This is a genomic window from Chitinivibrionales bacterium, from assembly GCA_014728215.1.
Lineage (GTDB): Bacteria > Fibrobacterota > Chitinivibrionia > Chitinivibrionales > WJKA01 > WJKA01.
This window is the reverse complement of the sequence record WJLZ01000072.1, coordinates 1-22302: the sequence shown is the minus strand read 5'-3', so window position 1 is coordinate 22302 and position 22302 is coordinate 1. Positions and strand designations below refer to the sequence as shown.

Here is a 22302-nt window from a genome sequence, read left to right as displayed (position 1 = left end):
AGAAAGAGAGATAAAAGCTCCTTCGACACTTCCACACCAAGCCCGGAGCATCGCTTTCGACTTTCGTAGCACATAAGTTATATTTGTAACACTGCGTTTTCAACTATCAACAAAGGATGGTTTATGCATATGTCGGATGCCCTGGTCAGTCCTGCGGTGGGTGGGGCACTGTGGGCGGCGAGTGCGGGATTGATTGCCGTGTCGGCGCGGAAAGTAAATGGGGAGCTGGATGAGAAGAAGGTTCCGCTTATGGGAGTCGCCGGCGCGTTTATCTTTGCCGCACAGATGATTAATTTTTCCATTCCCGGTACCGGATCGAGCGGTCATCTGGGAGGAGGGATGATTCTCGCGGTCCTTCTGGGGCCGTGGGCCGCCATGATTACCATCGCATCGGTGCTGGTTATTCAGGCGCTCTTTTTTGCCGACGGCGGGTTGCTTGCTCTGGGCTGTAATATCTTCAATCTCGGTTTTTTCCCGGCCTTTGTGGCCTATCCCTTTATCTATAAACCTCTGGCAGGAAACAGCGGCTCCCGGGGAAGAATCATCGCCGCTTCAGTGCTGTCATCGATTGTTGCCCTTCAGGCAGGAGCCTTTGCGGTGGTGGTTCAAACCGTTTTTTCCGGGATATCATCCCTGCCTTTCGGCACTTTTTCGCTGGTCATGCAGCCGATCCATCTGGCGATCGGGCTTGTTGAGGGAATCGTTACCGCTGCGGTGGTGGTATTTGTCGCCCGGGCCCGTCCGGATATCGTTGCTCCGGCTGCCGGTGAACAGAAGGGGAACGGCTGGTCGATACAGCGGATCGTTCTTGCCCTTGTTGTTGTCGCCGCGGTTATCGGTGGTGCCCTGAGTTGGTTTGCATCGGCCGACCCCGACGGGCTGGAATGGGCGATTGCGAAAACCACCGGTCGGGAAGAGGTCCATCCGGAGTCACCCAGCCCGGTCTACGGTGTGCTGGAGTCGCTGCAGGAAAAGCTCGCTTTTCTTCCCGGCTACGGGTTCCGGCAGTCGGGCGCCGAAGAGAGCGGACCGGCTGAAGAGTCCTGGCCGGCGGTGGATCCGGGCGCCAGTGTTGCAGGAATCATCGGCGCGGCCCTGACCCTGCTTCTCGCCCTGGCAGCAGGAATTATTTTCCACCGGAAATCGGCAAACCGCTCTGCATAACTTTTTTCTGAACAGCGTTATCCGATGAGTCAACTCCTCAGCGCACAGCTCGATATCGGCTATCTCGACAGTCTTGCCGGACGTAGCTCTCCGGTCCACCGGATCAATCCCCAGGCAAAACTAATCGTCTCGGTGGTCTATATCACCATTCTCATGTCATTCCCCCGGTATCATACGGTCTCGCTGCTGCCCTTTGTGCTCTATCCCCTGATGCTCATCACCCTGGGCTCCTTGCCGGTGGGCTATCTTTTACGGCGGATTCTTTTTGTTGCGCCCTTTGCAATCATGATCGGCATTTTCAATCCCCTTTTCGATCCCCATACGGTAGCGCTTACCGAAAAGGTTGTCATATCAGCGGGCTGGCTCTCCTTTGTGTCGATTCTGATCCGGTTTTTCCTGACAGTCGGCACTGCCCTTGCCTTGATTGCGGTCACCGGTTTTTTCACGCTCTGCCGTGCCCTGGAGCGGCTGAGAGTTCCACAGGTATTTGTCATGCAACTGATGCTTCTGTACCGCTATATTCATGTTCTTATCGAAGAAACACTCCGGATGGTACGCGCCCATTCTCTTCGGGGCGTGGGATTGAAAAAGATCGGTCTTTCCACCTTCGGCAGCCTGGCGGGAAGTTTACTTTTGCGCTCTCTCAGCCGGGGGGAGCGGGTCTATATGGCCATGAAGTGCCGCGGCTTTACCGGACAGTTCGGTACCGCCCATGCAACCAGATGGACATTCGGCGATCTGCTGTTCTGTCTTGGCTGGCCCGCACTCTTTATCGGGTTCAGACTCTACAATATTCCGGTCCTGATCGGAGAACTCTTTATGAAGGCGGTATTATCATGAGTCATCATATTGTCGAAGCGCGCGGATTGTCTTTTACCTATCCCGATAGCACTCCCGGATTGCACGATGTCTCCTTTCGTATTACTCACAGAGAATCGGTTGCGGTCGTCGGGAGAAACGGTGCGGGAAAATCGACCCTTCTGCTCCATATCAACGGTTTTCTTCATGCATCAGAGGGTGAGATGCGTATCGGTGAATACCCGATCACCAAAGAACTTCTGCCGGAAGTACGCAGGACTGTCGGGATGGTGTTTCAGGACCCCGACGATCAGCTTTTCATGCCCACGGTCTACGAAGATGTCGCTTTTGGGCCTGTCAATCTCGGCCTTCCTCCCGATGAAGTTGACCGCCTGGTAACGATGGCCCTTTCGCGGGTGGAAGCGGTGAAACTGAAAGACCGTCCGCCCTACAAACTCTCGGCGGGGGAGAAACGGAGCGCCGCAATCGCCTCGGTTCTTTCCATGTCACCCAGTATTCTCGTCATGGATGAACCCTCATCGGGCCTCGACCCTCATGCCCGGCGAAATCTCATCCGCCTGCTTAAAACGTTCGAACACACTAAAATTATCGCCACCCACGATCTCGACATGGCCCTTGACATGTGCGAGCGAACTCTGGTGGTCTCTGAAGGCAAAATCGCCGCCGATGGCCCCACGAAAGAAATTATGGCCGATGTCGATTTACTTCATGCAAACGGCCTCGAAAAACCGCTGCGAATGCAGGGGTGCCCGGTGTGCGGTGAGAGGGGAAGAGGGGATTGAAGGTGTTCGCACACTTGTTTGAACAATCCTTCATCAAATTCTCCGGATTTCCCACCCGTCTTCCTTTGTCTTTTTCAGTATATATCTCCTGCAGTCATCGGCAAAAACCTTGAAATAGGTACTGTCGGGTTCATACCAGCGGTCTTCGACTTCGAGTACCTCGAATTTGTCGTTGTCGATAAAAAAACGGACTGGATATTCATCCGCCTTGTAGCCGCTGTGTGTTTCGACGTGAAGATTCATACTTTACATCATCCTCCATACTCCACCACAATTCCCTCATACATTTTCACCCCGGCAATATCCTCGGCCCGTTGGGCGATTTTACGGGTCAGATCTTGTGAGACCGGTTGACAGGTGCTGACCGCGAGAAGTTGTTTCCGGGCTTCCCGCACATCCTGACGGGCGAGAATGTTGGCGATATTGATTTTTTCCTTCCCCAGCATGGTGGCGATGGCGCCGATGACGCCGGGTTTGTTGTCGTAGATAAAAAATGTCTGGCTGGCCGTGGGGGTAATACCCAGTTCGTGATAATCATCGATCCGGATAATCGCGGGTTCGCCCTCGATAAGCTTGCCTCGCACCGAGGTTTCGGCGGAGAAATGCTCCCGCCGGACCACCGTGTCGACCGTGATTGACTGACTGTAGCCCTTAGTGTTGTCGGGGGAGCGAAGTACGATATTCACACCCTGGTCCCGGGCTTTCTTTTCCGCATTGATCATGGTAATGTCTTCATCGAGAAAGAGCGACAGCGCACCCTGGATAGCCGGCTTGACCAGAATTTCGGTAAACTGATTGAGCTTACCGTAGCAGGTGATCCGGATCTCTTCGAGCTGTCCCTTGTGTTCGGTGAACGATGCGGCGGTCAGACCCAGGTGTTCGGCCAGATCGAGATAGGCCAGATCGAGTTCTTCGGGAATCGTGACAAAATTGACCAGGTTGCGGAGTTTATTCTTTGTTAAGGCATCGATAACCATGTCCGCGGCGCATTCGGCGATCTCCACCTGACCTTCAGAGGAGTTTCCGGCTATATGAGGAGTCATGATCACGCGGTCGCCGAACCGGGCCAGGGCCTTTTCTCCGGCCCTTTCAGAATGATAAACATCGATACCCGCCCTGAGGGTCGCATGCTCCATCATGGCGTCTTCAAGAGCATTGTCTGCAAGGAGGGTCCCCCGGGCCGTGTTGATAAAGATCGCATTCTCTTTCATGGATGCCAGTATGTCGCTGGTGATCGATCCTTTTGTCTCTGCCGTTGAGGGCATGTGAAGTGTCACGATATCACACGACCGGAATAACCCGGAGATTTCGGGAATAAGTTCGACTCCCAGGTCCCTGGCCATGGTTTGAGAAACAAAGGGATCGAATACTCTGATATTCATATGATACCCTTTGGCCTTCTCAAGCACCCGGCGGCCGATTGCACCAAGACCGGCAATGCCGATACATTTTCCCCGAAGCTCGTTGATTACAAACGTTCCTTTCTCCCATCCTCCGTTTTTCGTCGTGAGATCGTAACGGGCGATATTCTTGTAGAGATTGTGGATATAACTGAACACCAGCTCGGCCACCGAATTGCTGTTGAGACCCGGTGTGTTGGTAACCGGAATTCCCCGTTCGGTCGCTTTCCTGATATCGATATTATCCACCCCGGCACCGGCACGGCAGATAATCGAAAGTTTCCCCGCTTTTTCGAGAATATCCGCGCTCAGCTTGACATTACTCTTGATAATAACGGCGTCGCTGTCGGCAATCGAGTCAATCAGCTCTTCATTCGAGGGCCTGGGTATGGAAAGGACCTCGATATCGGGATGAGACTCCAGTTTGTCTAAACCTTGTTTTTCAAGTTTACAGGATACAAATACTTTCATGTAACAACTCCTTTCTTTGAGAAAAACTAATTCCCCATTACTCCACCTGTCCCGAGGTGCTCCCGGGATCACTCCACCACTTCGTTATTTCCTTTTCTTACGATTTCTTCTGCGTTGACCGATTCGGGGCCCAGCCCCTGGTCTGCAATGGTATGCAGCGTAGTCAGGACCATCCGGTTCCAGGGGGTGGGGATACCGTATTTTTCACCCAGTTTGATAATCACGCCGGTATACCAGTCGTTTTCCAAATCCCGGGATTTCCGGGCCAGGCTTTGCCAGGTCGAATTCTGAAGTTTCATTCCCTGGCCTTCTCCCTCTGCCAGACGGAGGGTGGGGGAAAACTTTTCGAGCATGGCCTCAGCGGAATCTTCGGTGCCGTTGGTTGACTTTGCAGGAATTCCCGCTGCGTTCAGGACTGCAACACCCTCCCGGAGAATGTGTTCACCTATCCGGGTACGCAGCGCAGGTTCTTCCGGCGTCCTCTTAAGCATGGGTCTGACACAGCTGATCAGATTCACCAGCAGTTTCAGCCATTTGTCATCCATGATTCTTGTCGAGGTCAGGGTGGTGAAACCGGCAGCGGTCAGGTCCTGTACCATATCACAGGCAAGATCATCCAGTCCTGAGGGATAGACTCCGAGTATCAGCTTTCCCGGTCCCGCATACCGGATTTCGCCGGGGGTGAGCATGGTCGCCGTAAATCGGACCACCCCGCCGTAGACACGGGAAAACCGCTGCGCAACCAGATCTTCGTTGCCCATGCCGTTCTGCCAGCAGACAACCGGAACCGACTGGTCAAGTCCCATAATTTCATCGAGCGCTTCGATCGTGTCGGTGGCTTTCATGGTCATAAAGATCACCGTCCGAGTGTCTAACGACAGCTCCTTTAGGGTCTGCACCGCCCTGATCGGCTGAATTTGTTTTCCCTCAAGTGTTACCATGGTGAGGCCGCCTCGGGCTGTAATCGCATCACAATGGGCTTTCCGGGCAATGAGTGTGGCATTCATCCCTGTTCGCGCAAGCGCACCACCCAGTGCACTGCCGACCGCTCCTGCTCCATAGATTACATAGTGAATCATACCAGGTCCCCAAATCATGATTAAAATGCCTACCGTGTAAATATACTATTCGTCGATTTATTCCGCGTTATGCCGGTTATAGTGCTCCCTGGTTAGTTCGTTATAACGATCTATCGGTCGTGTCCACAATAGAACGCGGATTACGCGGATACTTCTTTTACGATTTATTTTGGACAGTACTGATGATCTATAAATAGTTAAATTAATGCAATAATTATGAACCGTCGGGAGGGCGATTATTCTCTATATTTAAAAGAAAAACCAGCGTCGTGGAATGGTGGAGCGTGGATTAGTGGGAGAGAGGGTTTAATAAGTGATGCTTTGTATGAAAACCAGCAAAAGTAATGTACCGGTTGGAGTGATTTTTATCCTTTTTATTGCCGGATTGGTAACTGCCCGGACCTGGGTTGTGGATCAACAGCATCCTTTGGCATCGGACAGTAATGACGGCACGATCGATTCACCTTATCTGACCATTGCACCTGCGGCCGATACAGCCAGACCCGGCGATACGGTGCTGGTTCATGAAGGTATCTATCGGGAGCGGGTTGCGCCTGCCCGGGGAGGGGAGGAGGGACAACCGATTGTCTACATGGCCGCACCGGGCAATACGGTAATTCTCAAGGGATCGGCTGTCTGGGATACCGAGTGGGCGGTTCATGACAGCAGTGACATGCTTTACACTGCAGCTCTGGGCAGCAGCCTTTTCGGTGATTTCAATCCGTTCCATACCCGTCTTGCCCGGGTTGATGATATCCCCGGCCGTATGGAGGGGGACCGTCTTACCCTGGGCCAGATGTTTGTTGATAATGTCCACTACAGGGAAGCGGCATCTTTGAACGAGCTTGAGTTGGAGCCCGGTTCATGGATGCACGATTCGGTATCCGGCATGCTTACCCTCAATTTTCTCTCTTCCCATTCGCCAACAACCAGTCAAATCGAAATAACAGTCCGCCGCCAGGTCTTTGCTCCCTATAAACGGGGATTGGGGTATATCCATGTAATCGGGTTTACAGTAGAACATGCTGCCAACCAGTTTCCCACGGGGTTTTATCTTAACGACGGTTCCGGGCATAATCAGATGGGTGTCGTGGGCTGCCGGTCGGGCCACCACTGGTTAATCGAAGGCAATGTTATTCGATGGGGCAAGAATATCGGACTCGATTTTGGTGAAGAAGGCGACAGTGATGAGGAACCGGAACCATCACCCCCACGGTCATCGGTAGGAAGTCATATAATCCGGAATAATCTGGTCTGTGACAACGGTGCCTGCGGTATGGCCGGTGCGTACAGTGCCCGATCGCAGGTTATCAACAATGTGGTACTCCGCAACAATTATCTCAACCATACCGCGCCGGAGAACGGCGGAATCAAGGTGCATGGGTTTACAGATGGAATTATCAGGGGCAATCTGGTGAAAGACAACAAAGCGGTCGGAATCTGGCTCGATGCCGGCTTTACCCGTGCACGGGCGGTCAACAATATTCTGATCAACAATACCGCCTACGGTATCCTGATCGAGTACGGCGGCGGCCCTTGTCTGGCGGCAAACAATATCGAGATATTCACCCGCATGGGCTCAGGGACAAGCACCACTGCCGGAGATGGTATCAGCGGCCAGGATGCATCACGGATAACCCTCGGCCATAACCTCAGCTACCGGAATGCACGGTTTGGGTTGTTCTCCTGCGCGATCACCGGACGACGGGGAGGGTCCTGCAACGACTGGCAGGTCCATAACAATGTGGCGCTCAATAACGGTGGTGTCGATATCCGGTTCATAAACACCCCCGTGGGAAGCAATACGGTAAGTGGAAATGTCACCACTCCGGGAAAATATTTACAGGATGAAATCGGCGGTATGCATAACGATACCCTCATGACCATAGAGGATTTCGATACCGTCGCAATGACCATCGAAATCGAGGTGCGCGACACGCTCTTTTCCATGACCAGGGAAAATATCGGTACTATCGACACCGACTTTTTCGGCAACCCCCTGCCCGATAATCCACTCCCCGGACCATTTCAGAACCTTGTGCCGGGATACAATAAAGTCTATTTGAATATTGATTCACTGTTTGCCGATGTCCCGGAAGAATCATCCCTCCGACAACATCCAGAACGGATATCGACCACTCAGATCACTCAGAAAAAAACAGCACCCCTCCTTATCACCGGTGTCCATACCCCGCTTTTCCCGCCCGACAATGCCACCAGCCTGCGGCTATTCAACCTGCGGGGGCAACAGGTGTGGCAAATGCACTTGTCAAAAGATGCCCATCCACAGGTTATATCCATTCCCGCCGGCCTCACAAGTATGCGGCTGCTGCTCGTAAGATGGTCGGAAACTCAATGAACAACAGCGGCATTTAATCAACAGAAAGACAGAATCGCTCATATATCCGAATTGCTTGATTGGATTGATTTAGAATACCAGTAGCCACGGTGGAAATAATTATCGGGACTGTTGGTGGTATTAGTGATAACCTAAGGAGAGTATGATTTAGAAGTACAATTCACTTACAGTGAAGAAATGGATGAATTTTACAGAAACTGGAAAACTGGAATTACCCCCCTCAGGAAAGTGAGAGCTTTTTTCACGATCCTCTCGGTTGGCATGGTGGGTCTGGTGAAGATAGAGTCTGGTGTCCCTTAAATTGATTTGGTGAGATAATTGAAATACATGGTGATTATGGTACCGGTGGATACACGCATAACAGAAACAGGCATGCAGAATGGGTTTCTCCTCCTGAATTGAAGGAAGATTATAGTTCCGGAACTTTAATACCCTTTCGATATGCCGTAGGTATATGTCACTGGGGAGTACGGGGCAGGCATAGTATTAAATATCGTGCTCTTGTACAAGGCATATATTTAAAAGAAATGATTTAATGTCATTTCTTTTGACTACTAATGTGGGGGATTCATCATTGTGGCATGATGGTTTTTATGCGCCTGCTAAGGCCACCGATAAACACCTCCTTTACCGTCGGGCTACGGTGTTTCTCCACTCCTTTTCTTCCTGTGAATCCTTGTGGCACATATCTAGTTTCAAAGTTTAGAAGTAGATGATTTTCTTACCAAACCCGTCGATATGGATAAACTCCAAAATACCTTACAAAAATATCTGGATTAAGGAAGTGATAGCCGCCGAGAAGAATATCTGTGGAGGTTTCAAATGCTTCCGCTCTACTCTTTTTAATTAGCCATTGACCCTTCCTTACTACTCACCGTACAATATAAAAAGCCTGTACCAGGATTCCTGCCTATCTAAGGCCATACAAGCACGAGAGGGACATGTGAGGATGAGCAGCAAGAGACCGCGCCGGGGAATCAGGTCCTCAGAGAAATCCCAAAAGAAAACCAACCACACGAAGGGTGAAGAGACTTTCCCCTGTACGGTATCGATCAATGAGATCTTCAACAGCGAAGAAATATTCAGGGTAATTTTTGATTTCAGTCCTGTCGGGATAGCGCTGGTGCATACGGAAACCCAGCGGTTTATGAAGGCGAATAGAAGCTTTTGCGCTATTGTCGGTTACACTGAAGAAGAACTCGCTGCCAAGACGGTTGCCGATATCAGCCATCCGGATGACTGGCAGCATGAACGTTCCAGGGTTAAACCACATTTAAAGGGGGAACAGCGGGAGTATGAAATCAGGAAGAGGTTTATTACCAAAGGGGGAGAAATACGCCATGTGCAGGTAAGCAGTAATACCATGCGGGCCCATGGCGGCGCCTTGCTTGCAATCGGCAATGTTGTGGATATCACCGATCAGATAAAGACCGAAAAGGCATTGAGGGCGAGTGAAGAAACCTATCGGAATCTGTTTCATAATGCCCAGGTCGGCCTGTTTCGCACGAGGATATCCGACGGCAAGGTTCTTGAGAGCAATGAACAACTTGCGATAATGTTCGGTTATGAGAGCAGGGAAGCGTTTATTGCCGAATATGCCACATTCGGCAATTATGTTGATCCGGGAACCCGGGAGAAGATGGTTGATGAACTCAATACCCGAGGCTCTGTTCAAAATTTCGAGGCGCGTTTTTATCGCAGGGACGGATCGATTTTCTGGATCAGCTGTTCGGCCAGGATCTATCGTGATCAGGGATGGATAGAAGGTGTAGCTGAAGACATTACCGAGCGCAAGGCAGCGCAGGAAAAGCTTCGTGAAAGCGAGGAGAAGTATCGCACGATTTTCGAAAATGCCCAGGATGTGTTTTATGAGACAACTCTTGATGGAATCATTCTGGAAATCAGCCCGTCCATTGAAGCTTTCTCCCGGGGACAATACACGCGCGCCGAATTACTTGGAAAATCCCTGTATGAATTTTATGCCGATCCCCGGGAACGTGAGAATCTCATCGCTGTTCTCAAGGAGCGGGGAGCGGTAACCGATTTTGAGATCTCATTGAGAAATAAAGATGGAATTGTTGTTCCTTGTTCGATTTCTTCCCGCCTCTGGCAGGATTCTTCGGGACAGCTGGCGATAGTTATCGGGAGCATGCGTGACATAAGCGACCGTAAGCGGGCTGAAGAGGCACTGCAGAATATGCAGAAACTCGAATCTCTTGGCGTTCTCGCCGGAGGGATCGCCCATGATTTCAATAATCTTCTGGGAGGTATTTTCGGCTATATCGATATGGCTTTCGATGAAAGCGGTGAAAATAAAGTAAAGACCTACCTCAAAAAAGCACTGGGAACGATCGACCGGGCAAAGGGGCTGACACAGCAGTTGCTTACCTTTGCCAAAGGCGGAGTCCCGGTAAAGAAACTCCAGGAGCTTACCCCCTTTATTCAGGAGACTGCTCAGTTTGCCCTCAGCGGCTCGAATTGTTCGTGCACTTTTGCTCTTGCTGAAGATTTGTGGATGTGTAAATTCGACAGAAATCAGATAGGGCAGGTTATCGATAATATATTGATTAATGCGAAGCAGGCCATGCCCGAGGGAGGCGCAATCGAGGTCGGTATGGAGAATGTGGTCCTTGATAATAAATGGATGGTGTCACTCCCCGCCGGTCCCTATGTAAAGATATCGGTCAAAGACCGGGGAGCTGGCATGTCCCCTGAGAATCTGTCAAAAATATTCGATCCTTTCTATTCGACCAAGCCGAAGGGACACGGCCTTGGGCTTACCACCTGCTATTCGATTATTAAGCGCCACGGAGGATATGTCGATGTCGAATCTGAGCCAGGGGAGGGAAGTTCGTTTCATATCTTTCTGCCGGCTTCACCGGATGCGATCCCCGAAATTCCTGCAAAAGCAACGGCACCCCACCAGGGCTCCGGCATGGTCCTTGTCATGGATGATGAACCGGTTATGCGGGAGACGATCCAAAGCATGCTGAAAATGCTGGGATATTCGGTTGTCTGTACCGAAAACGGCGCCGAAACATTGAACCTTCTGGAGTCGGATGGCGCAGCAATGGATATTACCGCGATGATTTTCGATCTGACCATTCCCGGCGCGGGCGGCGGCAAGGATATTATTGCCGGAATTCGCACAACGCACAGAGATATTCCGGTATTCGTGGCCAGTGGGTATGCCGATGATCCTGTTATGGCAGCCCCGGAGAAATACGGCTTTACCGCAAGTATCTGTAAACCCTTCAGAAAAACCCAGCTTGCAGAAATGCTCCGCAGGTATGTAAAGGTTCGGTACTAGCCAGACTGTTCATTCGCAGTTACGACGATCGCTTTCAGGCACTCCTTTACACTCGGGTCAAAGCGTTCGGTTGCACAACACCTTGTTTCATATACCACCCGACAGTTAGATTATTACCCATGAAGATCGACCGGCCGTTTCATCATCTTTTTTATTCGGAGCATATTCAGGGCGATGAGATTCTTCTTTCTTCCGAGGAGACTCGTCATATGCATTCGGTGCTCAGGAACCGGGAGGACGACCGTATCTATATTACCGACGGCCGGGGGGGGATCTACGAAACCCGGTTGGTGGAAACGGGAAGGCAGGGCGCCAGGGCTGAGGTGCTGAACAAAAGGGAGTATGCAGCCCCTGAAAAACACCTTCATTGCTATGTGGGGATTCCCGACAAGGACCATTTCGAGGCAATGGTGGAGAGTCTTTCGGCCCTGGGGGTTACTTCGATTATCCCGGTTGGGTGCGAATATTGTCAGAAGAGATGGTGGGGCAGCGGATGGGAGAAGCATGTGGTACGGTTACGGAAAAAGATGGTCGCCGGAATCAAGCAGGCACTTACCCCCCGGCTTCCCGAACTTTCCGGACCGGTTGATTTCAAAGATATAAATATCGACAATAATGATCTGATCCTCACGGCCGATATGGCGGGTGAATCGATTTACCACAAGAAGGGGGAGATCGAGACCGCAGAGCGTATTGCCGCCTGTGTGGGGCCTCCCGGTGGCTTTTCTCCGGAGGAACTCTCGATTCTCAGGGAGCATAACGCCCGTTGTGTCTCGATATCATCGAACAGGCTCCGCACCGAACTTGCCGCAATCGTTCTCTGTGCATCGATACGGCAGATTGCTTGAACTTTCTTTCCAAGACTGGTATAATCAAGTATTACATAACACCGGGTAATAGGGTGAATAAAAGGGGAATTGACAGCGATTGGGTATAAGAGAAATGAGCAACATAATCGAAATGACATCAGAGAACAAGGAACGACATTTTGAAATTTCGGGGGATAAATCGGAAAATGAAAAACCGGAAAATCTGATATTGATTGTTGATGATTGCCGTATTGCAAATGATTCCGTTGCAAAGATGGTGTCTCGGCTCGGCTATCCGACTGCTGTTGCATTTGACGGCAGTGAGGGGTTTTGCAAGGCAAAGGCACTCGATCCCGCGCTTGTGTTGATGGATGTTGCGATGCCGGTTATGGACGGGTTTACTGCGTGCAAGGCGATCAAGAAGTGGGCGGGAAACCGACATATTCCGGTTGTTTTTATCTCGGGGTTTACCGATCCCGAGGAGCGCCTGGGTGCGCTTGAGGCCGGAGGAGACGATTATATTGATAAACCGATTCGGCCGGAAGATTTGCAATTCAGAATTCAGACCCAGTTCAGGATCATCGAACTGACCCGAAATCTCCGGAATATGAATCAGAACCTCGAAAATCTGGTGGAGCGGAAATCCCGGGCCCTGGTTCAAACCGAGCGACGGCTGCATCAAGCCGAAAAGGCGAGTACGATCAGGACGCTTTTAGCCGGCATCGCAGAGGAATTGCGCAATCCGGTTATTGTTATCGGCGGACGTGCTCAGATGATGCGGGAGAAGGGGGGACTCGATGACTGGCATATAAAATCGCTCTCCCATATCGAAACCGAAATCGCCAATGCGGTGGGTATTATCGACAATCTTAAAAAAGTTGTGCAGCCGAGAGTCGATTCGCCCAGCCTTGTGGATATCAATGAGATGATTTCAGGCATGACCAGGAATTTCCGATACCTGACTACCTGGAAAGTTATCGATTTCCACACTAAACTGGAGGCGGAGGGACGGATAAAGGCAAATGCATCTGATATCGAGCAGGTCGTGTATAATATTGTTACCAATGCGGTTGATGCCATACCCGAGAAGGGGCAGGTGTGTATTCGCACCTGTGATGAAACTGCCTGCCGTTGTATTGCCGTTGAAGACAATGGGCTGGGCATGAGCGAGGAGACACGGCGGAAAATATTCGATCCTTTCTTTACCACCAAGGAGGCCGGGAAAGGAGCCGGGCTGGGCATGAGCATTGTTTTCAGAATTATCCGCAGTCATCACGCAACAATCATAGTAGAATCCGAAGAGAACAGAGGTACAAAGGTTATCATCAAATTCCCGAAAATTTAAAAGGAGTATTAAAGGAGTTCCGGTGCTATGCTGATTGAAACGTCCGATATACGGGGCTATAAGCTTATGCGAATAGGGCAGGGTAATTTTACCGAGAAAGATCTTGATGATATCCGGGACCTTGTCGCCGGCCACCTGAAACGTCGAGTCGATAAAATTGCACTCTGCTTTGATGCCAAAGCCTACCCGTACTCAAAACTGATTACCCTCCTGATCAAATGCGATTCTCTGGCAAAAGAGGCCGGTGCCGATCTGGCAATAATTCAGCCCAATGAGGATTTTGCTGATATATTGACCGGCATGAAACTCACATCGGTGGTGAGACTGCTCGATTCCGAAGATGCACTCGAATAAGCGGCATACTTTCCTGTTTTAACCCCATGATCAACACACCACGACCACGATGCATTAAATAAATCATTTATGGGCATACTTTGTTAATCGATTAAATTACCTGTAATTTCGCAATAAGCAATCTAAATGTTCTAAAGGTGGTAATATAAATTGCTTAAAAACGGAATATTTGGTGTTGTAAGTCGTTGAAAAAGAATAAGAAATGAAAATGTATTCTATTCTATTGACTTTTCCCCTTTTTTTGCGTATAATGTTTTATGGTTAAACGATTAATGCAGAATGGGGCACACCTATGAATCCACAGATTCCTCAAAGACCATTTCTTAAAGCTTCAGAAGTCGCCCGGATATTTAATGTTAATCACTCCACTGTTTTTTTGTGGGTCAGAAAGGGGATTTTACGTCCCAACAAGACATTGGGAGGAAATTTCCGCTTTTCCCGTGATCATATCGTGAAACTCTGGGAAAAGAAGGGGGAGGGATCGCAGATTCGCAACAAACGGAAAGAGAAAGTGCATCACGACGGTTTTGTTGTCTCGCTGAAAATGAATGACAACACAAAGGTAACCTATTATTCGGCCATCATTACCGATATGAGTCCCCAAGGGCTTGACCTCATTATTGAAAACAAAAATGGCCTCAAAGACCAGCTTGCTCAGGATAAGGTCAAAGAAGTGGCCATTTTGAATTATCAGAATCCTCTGTTCAAGGAAAAGCTTACCGGTACGATCAAACATTACGATGTCTTTGACGATGGCAGAATCACTATGGGTGTTTCTCTGTCCTAAATATCATGAAGCATTTTTGCCGCCTGTTTTTTCTTCGTCGTTGTGCTCACACCTTCGCTGTTTGGTGACTGTGGGAGCGTATACTATTTTTTGAAGCCTGTGATGAAACGGTCTTTTCAAAGGGCGGTGAAAAATGATACAACGGGATTCCCTGGTCTCTTTTTTGAACGAGTATCTGGAAGTCGGCTCCATTGGCGATTACAGCTGGAACGGTCTTCAGGTGGAGGGTACCGCCCAGGTCGAGAAGGTTGTGTGTGCGGTTGACAGTGGAATCGAGACCTTTGCGGCCGGCCGTGATGCCGGTGCCGATTTCATTATCGTTCACCATGGGTTATTCTGGAAAAAGAACGATCCCCGCATAATCGGATGGGCAAAGAAACGAATTGAAATCCTCCTGAAAAACGACCTGTCTCTTTACGCATGCCATCTCCCTCTCGATCGTCATGTGGTTGTGGGCAACAACGCCCGGCTTCTTGCTATCCTTGATGCAACCATTACCGCACCTTTCTCTCCCATGGAGGGCAACAATATCGGATGGATCGGTGAGGTGAAAGAGTCGCGGTCTTTTGAAAGCATTGTCGGGCGGCTTGAAAAGGCACTGTTGAGCAAATGCACAAGCCTTGCCTTCGGGAGACGTGATATCCGTACGATCGCCGCAGTCAGCGGTGGTGGAGGGATGGGCTGTTTTAATGATGCCCTTGCTGCAGGAGTCGATTGTTATATTACCGGTGAAGAGACCGAGGTGTATCATATTGCAAAGGATGCCGGCATGAATGTCATTTTTGCCGGACACCATGCAAGCGAAACCGTCGGGGTGAAAGCCCTGGCCGATATTGTTAAAAAAGAATGTAAGGTAGAAGCCGAGTTCATCGATATCCCGACCGGCCTCTAACCGTCACGATGGATTATCGATGCGGCATGGTGTTTCAGGCCATGCATACAAGGGACAACAGACCCGAGAATGCTCTATCGTAAATAATACAGTGAATACTGCAACAAACAAAGGAAAGCGAGAAATCCATGGCAAAGCAGAAGCGAACTGCAATAACCCCGACCCGTGGTGAAGATTATCCCGAATGGTATCAGCAGGTGATCAGGGCCGCCGATCTTGCGGAGAATTCACCGGTCCGTGGATGCATGGTGATCAAGCCCTGGGGCTACAGTATCTGGGAGAACATGCAGAAGGTCCTTGACGGTAAGTTCAAGGCGACGGGGCACCGGAACGCCTATTTCCCGCTTTTTATTCCCAAGAGCTTTTTGGAAAAGGAAGCTGAACATGTCGAGGGCTTTGCCAAGGAGTGTGCGGTAGTAACGCACCACCGGCTTGAGAAGGGCCCCGAGGGCGGGCTGGTTCCTGCGGGTGAGCTCGAAGAACCCCTGGTGGTCCGTCCGACCTCCGAAACGATTATCGGTGCCATGTTTGCAAAGTGGGTACAATCCTACCGGGACCTTCCCTTGCTGATCAACCAGTGGGCAAATGTTGTCAGGTGGGAGCTCCGGACCCGTCTCTTTCTGCGCACGGCCGAGTTTTTATGGCAGGAGGGGCATACCGCTCATGCTACCAGGGAAGAGGCCGAGGAAGAAACTCGTACCATGCTCGATGTCTATGCCGATTTCGCAGAGAATTACATGGCTCTACCGGTTATTAAGGGTGAAAAAACCGCGGCCGAGCGGTTTCCCGGAGCCATAGCGACCTATTGTATCGAGGCGATGATGCAGGACCGGAAGGCTCTGCAGGCCGGGACCTCGCATTTTCTGGGACAGAATTTCTCAAAAGCCCAGGGGATCACCTACCTGGGCGCTGAAGAAAAAGAAGAATTCGCCTGGACCACTTCGTGGGGAGTCTCAACACGGCTGATCGGCGGATTGATTATGGCGCACAGCGACGATAACGGGCTGATCCTCCCGCCCCGCCTTGCACCAGCACAGGTGGCAATCCTTCCGGTGATTCACAAAGAGGAGAGAAAGGCGCAGGTGATGGAATATTGCGAAAGCCTGGCGCGGGAAATCGAAGCGGTCTTGTATAATGGAGAACCGGTACGGGTTGAAATTGACACCAGGGATGTACGAGGCGGTGAAAAAACCTGGAGCTGGGTTAAAAAAGGCGTGCCCCTCTGGCTCGAAATCGGCCCTCGGGATATCGAATCCGGCGCCGTGTTTCTGGCTCGGCGGGATAAGGAACGGTGGGGAAAAACCTCCATGCCCCGGGCGGAGTTCATACAAAAGCTTCCCTCCCTGCTCGAAGAAATGCAAACCGGTCTCTTTACCCGTGCACTGGAATATCGAACCAATAATATGGTGCGTATCGATGACCGCCGGGAATTCTATGACTTTTTCACACCCAAAAATCCAGACAAACCGGAAATTCACGGAGGCTTTGCGCTTTCCCACTGGAGCGGCGATGCCGAAGTTGAGGCTCAGGTTCAGAACGATCTTGGAGTCACTATCCGCTGTATCCCGCTCGATGCGGAAAAGGAAGAGGGACACTGTATAATCAGCGGCAAACCAAGTAAACAACGGGTGGTCTTTGCAAAAGCATACTAAAAACGAGCTTGCAAGCTTTCGACCGCTGACTTTAATTTGTAACTTTTAACTATATCAAATGCCAACGCTCTACATCATAGCCACACCAATCGGTAACATGGAAGACATCACCTGCCGTGCGCTCCGGATACTGGGTGAGGTCGGCGGGCTTGCCTGTGAAGATACCCGACGGACACGGCGTGTTTACGAGCGGTATAGTATCGATATGCCTTCGAAGGTGTTTTCCTATCACGAGCACAATGAAGACCGGGCCGGAGCACGGATTCTTGACGTACTGAATCAGGGGGAGAATGTGGCGCTCTGTTCCAATGCCGGGTATCCCGGGATCAGCGATCCGGGGTACAGGATTATCAGGAGTGTTATTGAAAGCGAGCATAACCTCGAGGTAATTCCCGGAGCCAACGCGGTCGAACTTGCCCTTCTTTACTCCGGCCTGCCAACATCATCCTATACATTCAAGGGATTTCCCCCGAGAAAACGGGGGGCCCTGGTCAGGTTTCTTGAGATGGAAAAGGACTCTCCCCATACTCTGATTTTTTATGAATCTCCTTACCGGGTCGGCAAGTTCCTGTCGTGTGCACTCGAAACCCTGGGAAACCGCCACGCTGCAGTCTGTATCGAAATGACAAAGAAATTCGAACGAATAAAACGGGGTCCGCTCTCACAGCTCCACACCGAATTTGATGGTGTTACCGTTAAAGGCGAAGTCACAATCGTTGTTGCGGGAAACAATCCCAAATTTATCAATAAACCGGTGGAGTAGGGGTATGGTGAGGAGGCCGGTGTGGGGCAGGGAAGGTTAGGGCGTTTCAAACTCTCAGTGCTCAACGCACAACGCTCAATTTCAAAATATTGCGGCATGGTTTTCCAGGCCATGGTCTGTTAATCCGAATTCATCCATCCAACCGTCCTCCTTGGCACAGAGTATCGTTTTTCTCTCATTTGTCGTAATCGTTTTCGTTATGTTGTCTCATATCTTTCTTTATCTTCTGCCCTGATCTTCCTCCTTCTTCTCTTTAATCCTCACTTTCTTTCCATAATAATTGCGCAACCTGCCATCACGATTCTATTTTTAGACCTTTTCTATGCTGGTGCTTCCCGTAATACAACAGAAACAAACCAATATGAGCGCTCAGTCTTTAAAATACTCTGATGCAGGAGTCGATATCGGCGCCTGGAATGCTGCAAAGGGCAGGATAGGTGAGCTTGTTAAAAAAACATATACTCCCAATGTGATTGGTAAATTCGGCCAGTTCGGTGGGCTGTTTAATATCGCCTGGGCCAAAAATATGGAGAAACCGGTACTGGTGTCGTCCATTGACGGTGTCGGAACCAAACTGAAGATCGCCTTTGAAATGAATATTCACGACACGGTAGGAGAGGATATTGTCAATCACTGTATCAACGATATTCTTGTGCTCGGTGCTCAGCCCATGTTTTTTCTCGACTATCTTGGTACCGGGAAGCTCGAGCCTGATGTTGCGGCAAAGATTGTAGAAGGTCTTTCCCGCGCCTGTCAGGCTGCGGGATGTGCCCTGATTGGGGGAGAAACTGCGGAAATGCCCGGGTTTTATGCTCAGGGTGAGTATGATCTTGCCGGATGCATTGTCGGGGTGGTGGATGAAAAAAATGTTGTTGACGGTTCTGCGATAAAATCGGGTGATCTCGTGATCGGGTTTCGCTCCAACGGCCTCCATACAAACGGCTACAGCCTTGCCCGGAAAATTGTCACCGAGGTAGCCGGCAAGTCATTTCAGGATTCCTGGGAGCCTTCCGGTGTACCGTTCGGCAAAGAGCTGCTTCGTCCTCACCGTTCCTACCTGCCGGTTTTGAAACTGATACGGGAGCGGATTGTTAAAGGGTGTGCCCATATTACCGGCGGTGGTTTTACCGACAATATCGACCGGATTCTTCCGGATACCTGTGATGCGCATATTCAGACAAAGAGCTGGACTCCGGATCCGATTTTTACCTGGATTCAGAAAACCGGTGGGGTAGAAGATAAAGAGATGTACAAAACATTCAATATGGGTGTCGGTTTGATTGTTGTAGTCGACCCGAAAAACAGAGACCGGATTTTACAGGCTGAAGATTTCCAGTCTTTCGGCCCGGTTGAAATTGGTAAAATCACCGGAGGGTCTGGTGCGGTAGCCATGGAGTTTGGAAAGTAGTGGAAAAGAAACTATACCTTTATAACACTGCAACCCGCCAAAAGGATCTGTTTACGCCCTCGGGTGAAACGGTCGGGCTCTACTGCTGTGGTCCTACTGTCTATAATTATGCCCATATCGGTAACTTGCGGACCTATATTTTCGAGGATGTTCTGAAACGTGCGCTTCTCTCCTGTGGCGTTACCCTCAAGCATGTGGTGAATATCACCGATGTCGGTCATCTTACCTCCGATGCCGATACCGGAGAAGACAAAATGGAGAAGGGGGCAAAGCGGGAGAAGAAAACGGTCTGGGAGATTGCACAGCATTATACCGAAAAGTTCAAAGAAAATATCGACGATTTGAATATTCTCGATGCCGATCTCTGGCCCCGGGCTACCGAGCATATTGGAGAAATGATCGGTCTGGTTAAGGCTCTTGAAGAGAAGGGCTTTACCTACCGAACCGCCGATGGAATCTATTTCGATACCTCGAAGTTTCCTTCCTATGGTGATTTTGCGGGGATTGATGCCGCGAGTCTGGATGCTGGAATGCGGGTTGATATGGGAGAGAAAAAAAATCCCACCGATTTTGCGCTCTGGAAATTATCTCCTCCGGGAGTAAAACGTCAGATGGAATGGGAGAGTCCCTGGGGTACCGGTTTTCCCGGATGGCATATCGAATGTTCGGCCATGTCGATTAAATATCTGGGCCAGCCGGTCGATATCCATTGCGGCGGTGCCGATCATATCCGGGTTCACCATACCAATGAGATCGCTCAGGTTGAGGCTGCTACCGGAAAAAAGTATGTCAATTACTGGCTCCACGGCGAGTTTCTTGTTGTCGATAAGGGGAAGATGGCCAAATCCGGGAACAATTTTCTTACGCTCGATGTAATAAAGGAAAAGGGGATATCGCCCCTTGCCTACCGGATGTTCTGTTTTACCGCCCACTATCGGAGTCCTTTGACTTTTACCATGGATGGTCTTCAGGCATCGGCACAGAGCTTGAAAAATCTGAAAAAGATCATTGCTTCCCAGGAGCTTATGCAAAGCGAGGGCGATCCGGAAAAAGCACGGGAGCTTATAGCGCCCTTTTTCGATGCGGTGTATGATGATCTCAATGTTCCCCGTGCACTCAGTGTGGTATGGGAGATTGCAAAGGATACTGCAATCGACCGGGCGGCAAAGAAGAGTGCCCTGCAGGAGATGGATACGATTTTAGGCCTCGATCTGTTCGAATCCGGCCCTGATGAAAATATTTTGGAGTTTACTTCGGAATCAGGTAAGAAAATGCGGTTTATTTCTGCGGGGAAAATCGATGAAGCTGCGGCGGGGGAGACTGCCGCAAAGATAGAGCAGCGTGCACAGGCGCGGCGGGAAAAGGATTTTGCCACCGCCGATCGGCTGAGAGATGAAATCGCTCAATCTGGAATTGTTGTCCGGGATATGCCCGATGGGTCCACCGAATGTGTGATCCGGGAAAAGAGACAATAGCCTGGTATAGTTATTGTATACATATTAGCTAAGGAGTTGGATATGAGTTCCAAAGAAAGTGAATGGCTGGAAATGATGAAAAAGATGATGGTTGGAAGTGATATACAGGAGAAAATGCTGAGCCGGCGGGAAATATTCCTGTGGGGACCGGTGGATGATGAAAGTGCAAAGGATATTGTTCAGAAGATTCTTTATTTTGACGGTGAGAAGAAGGAAGATATTAAAATGTATATCAACAGTCCCGGCGGTGTGATTTCATCGGGGCTGGCCATACTCGATGCAATGAATTATGCCAGATCGGATATCAGTACGATCTGTATGGGCCAGGCAGCAAGTATGGGGGCGGTACTTCTCTGCGCGGGAACAAAAGGAAAACGTCTTGCGTGGCAGAGCGCTCGGGTGCTGATTCATCAGCCCCTGCTTTCGGGCAATATTTTCGGGCCAGCATCGGATATACAGATTCAGGCTGAAGAAATGCTGCGAATCAGAAAGAACCTCAATGGTATTCTTGCCGAAAAAACCGGGCAGCCGCTTTCGAAGATCGAAGAGGATACCGACCGAGATTATTTCATGTCATCGGAGGAAGCAAAGAAGTACGGTCTGATCGATAATGTCATTTAATGAGTCCTGTTTAGATAAATTTTTGACATTCATAGCTCGACGATTGTATATTACATAAGTTTTTTCCTAAAATTTTAGATTTTTCAGCCGATGTAGCTCAGTTGATAGAGCGTTCGACTTGTAATCGAATGGTCGGGGGTTTGAGTCCCTCCATCGGCTCCAGAAAATAACAGACGTAGAAAATATGGGCAGGTGCCCGAGTGGTTAAAGGGGATGGACTGTAAATCCATTGGCTGATGCCTACGGTGGTTCGAAACCACCTCTGCCCATTTATAAATACTAAATTCGAAGCTCGAAATCCGAAATTTGGAACTACAGGCTCGAAATATTGGAAAACAGCTTTGGTGTAAGGATTCGGCCGGTGAAGTTCGGTGATTGGCTCAAGTTTCTGAATTCAAAAAGAAAGAGTATGATTCAATTTTTCGAATTTCGTATCTTGAGTTTCGAATTTTACCAGCGGGCATAGCTCAATTGGTAGAGCTCCACCCTTCCAAGGTGGCTGTTGTGAGTTCGAATCTCATTGCCCGCTTTTTTTAAAATATGCCCATGTAGCTCAGTTGGTAGAGCGCATCCTTGGTAAGGATGAGGTTCACGGGTTCAAGTCCCGTCGTGGGCTTTTGCAAGAAAAAAGATATTAATACTCATTCACCACAAAACAATGAGAGGTATTCATGGCGAAGGAAAAATTTGATCGATCGAAGGTGCATGTTAATGTGGGTACTATTGGTCATGTTGACCATGGTAAGACGACATTAACGGCAGCGATCACGATGCGTCAGGCGTCAAAGGGGTATTCGGAGATACGGTCCTTT

At 49.9% G+C, this 22302-nt stretch carries 19 protein-coding genes and 4 tRNA genes; 20 read left to right on the top strand and 3 right to left on the bottom strand.

Annotated features, from left to right (window positions below):
- The first annotated feature begins 123 nt into the window (after window positions 1-123).
- From GF401_05195 to GF401_05185, 3 genes are read left to right on the top strand one after another with little or no spacing between them, the layout of a single operon-like run.
- Window positions 124-1164: a cobalamin biosynthesis protein CbiM gene (locus GF401_05195; protein ID MBD3344438.1), complete on the top strand. Its 1041-nt coding sequence runs from the start codon at window positions 124-126 to the stop codon at window positions 1162-1164.
- 24 nt (window positions 1165-1188) lie between these two features.
- The gene (cbiQ, locus tag GF401_05190) at window positions 1189-2004 is read left to right on the top strand and encodes a cobalt ECF transporter T component CbiQ (GenBank protein ID MBD3344437.1); all 816 of its coding nucleotides are present in this window, start codon (window positions 1189-1191) and stop codon (window positions 2002-2004) included.
- Window positions 2001-2765 carry an ATP-binding cassette domain-containing protein gene (locus GF401_05185; protein ID MBD3344436.1) on the top strand — a complete coding sequence of 255 codons (765 nt, stop codon included), beginning with the start codon at window positions 2001-2003 and terminating at the stop codon, window positions 2763-2765. The genes cbiQ and GF401_05185 overlap by 4 nt, the downstream gene beginning before the upstream one ends.
- A gap of 33 nt (window positions 2766-2798) precedes the next feature.
- Here the strand turns inward: GF401_05185 and GF401_05180 are convergent, their stop codons facing one another.
- The 3 genes from GF401_05180 to GF401_05170 form a co-directional block, all read right to left on the bottom strand.
- Window positions 2799-3008: a hypothetical protein gene (locus GF401_05180; GenBank protein MBD3344435.1), complete on the bottom strand. Its 210-nt coding sequence runs from the start codon at window positions 3006-3008 to the stop codon at window positions 2799-2801.
- Window positions 3009-3016: 8 nt separating this feature from the next.
- Entirely contained in the window at window positions 3017-4636 is a 1620-nt protein-coding gene (locus GF401_05175; protein MBD3344434.1) for a hypothetical protein, read from the bottom strand.
- A 68-nt stretch (window positions 4637-4704) separates the two neighbouring features.
- On the bottom strand, window positions 4705-5733 hold the full coding sequence (locus GF401_05170; GenBank protein MBD3344433.1) for a 2-dehydropantoate 2-reductase: 1029 nt from the start codon (window positions 5731-5733) through the stop codon (window positions 4705-4707).
- A 298-nt stretch (window positions 5734-6031) separates the two neighbouring features.
- On the opposite strand from GF401_05170, the gene GF401_05165 reads away from it, so the two are divergent.
- The 17 genes from GF401_05165 to tuf all read left to right on the top strand — a co-directional run.
- Window positions 6032-8074, top strand: a complete 2043-nt coding sequence (locus GF401_05165; protein MBD3344432.1) for a hypothetical protein — start codon at window positions 6032-6034, stop codon at window positions 8072-8074.
- Window positions 8075-9023: 949 nt separating this feature from the next.
- Window positions 9024-11384 (top strand): PAS domain S-box protein, encoded by a 2361-nt coding sequence (locus GF401_05160; protein ID MBD3344431.1) that lies wholly within the window; start codon window positions 9024-9026, stop codon window positions 11382-11384.
- 119 nt (window positions 11385-11503) lie between these two features.
- On the top strand, window positions 11504-12232 hold the full coding sequence (locus GF401_05155) for an RsmE family RNA methyltransferase (protein ID MBD3344430.1): 729 nt from the start codon (window positions 11504-11506) through the stop codon (window positions 12230-12232).
- 79 nt (window positions 12233-12311) lie between these two features.
- Window positions 12312-13538, top strand: coding sequence for a response regulator (locus GF401_05150; protein MBD3344429.1), 1227 nt, complete (start codon window positions 12312-12314; stop codon window positions 13536-13538).
- Window positions 13539-13565: 27 nt separating this feature from the next.
- Window positions 13566-13892, top strand: coding sequence for a hypothetical protein (locus tag GF401_05145; GenBank protein ID MBD3344428.1), 327 nt, complete (start codon window positions 13566-13568; stop codon window positions 13890-13892).
- 292 nt (window positions 13893-14184) lie between these two features.
- A complete protein-coding gene (locus GF401_05140; GenBank protein MBD3344427.1) occupies window positions 14185-14679 on the top strand; it encodes a MerR family transcriptional regulator in 495 nt (164 codons plus the stop codon).
- 133 nt (window positions 14680-14812) lie between these two features.
- Window positions 14813-15571, top strand: coding sequence for a Nif3-like dinuclear metal center hexameric protein (locus tag GF401_05135; GenBank protein MBD3344426.1), 759 nt, complete (start codon window positions 14813-14815; stop codon window positions 15569-15571).
- A 128-nt stretch (window positions 15572-15699) separates the two neighbouring features.
- Window positions 15700-17223, top strand: a complete 1524-nt coding sequence (locus GF401_05130) for a proline--tRNA ligase (protein ID MBD3344425.1) — start codon at window positions 15700-15702, stop codon at window positions 17221-17223.
- A 58-nt stretch (window positions 17224-17281) separates the two neighbouring features.
- On the top strand, window positions 17282-17986 hold the full coding sequence (gene rsmI, locus GF401_05125; GenBank protein ID MBD3344424.1) for a 16S rRNA (cytidine(1402)-2'-O)-methyltransferase: 705 nt from the start codon (window positions 17282-17284) through the stop codon (window positions 17984-17986).
- Between the two features lie 361 nt (window positions 17987-18347).
- Window positions 18348-19394 (top strand): phosphoribosylformylglycinamidine cyclo-ligase, encoded by a 1047-nt coding sequence (locus GF401_05120; GenBank protein ID MBD3344423.1) that lies wholly within the window; start codon window positions 18348-18350, stop codon window positions 19392-19394.
- Window positions 19394-20869: a cysteine--tRNA ligase gene (locus GF401_05115; protein ID MBD3344422.1), complete on the top strand. Its 1476-nt coding sequence runs from the start codon at window positions 19394-19396 to the stop codon at window positions 20867-20869. Before GF401_05120 ends, GF401_05115 begins: the two co-directional genes overlap by 1 nt.
- Window positions 20870-20911: 42 nt before the next feature.
- Window positions 20912-21490 carry an ATP-dependent Clp protease proteolytic subunit gene (locus tag GF401_05110; protein MBD3344421.1) on the top strand — a complete coding sequence of 193 codons (579 nt, stop codon included), beginning with the start codon at window positions 20912-20914 and terminating at the stop codon, window positions 21488-21490.
- A gap of 86 nt (window positions 21491-21576) precedes the next feature.
- Window positions 21577-21652 (top strand) — tRNA-Thr (locus tag GF401_05105).
- A gap of 24 nt (window positions 21653-21676) precedes the next feature.
- Window positions 21677-21759, top strand: a tRNA-Tyr gene (locus tag GF401_05100).
- Window positions 21760-21946: 187 nt separating this feature from the next.
- Window positions 21947-22019, top strand: a tRNA-Gly gene (locus GF401_05095).
- A gap of 13 nt (window positions 22020-22032) precedes the next feature.
- Window positions 22033-22106, top strand: a tRNA-Thr gene (locus GF401_05090).
- 55 nt (window positions 22107-22161) lie between these two features.
- Window positions 22162-22302: elongation factor Tu (gene tuf / locus GF401_05085; GenBank protein MBD3344420.1), on the top strand; the 141-nt coding region annotated here is incomplete at its 3' end.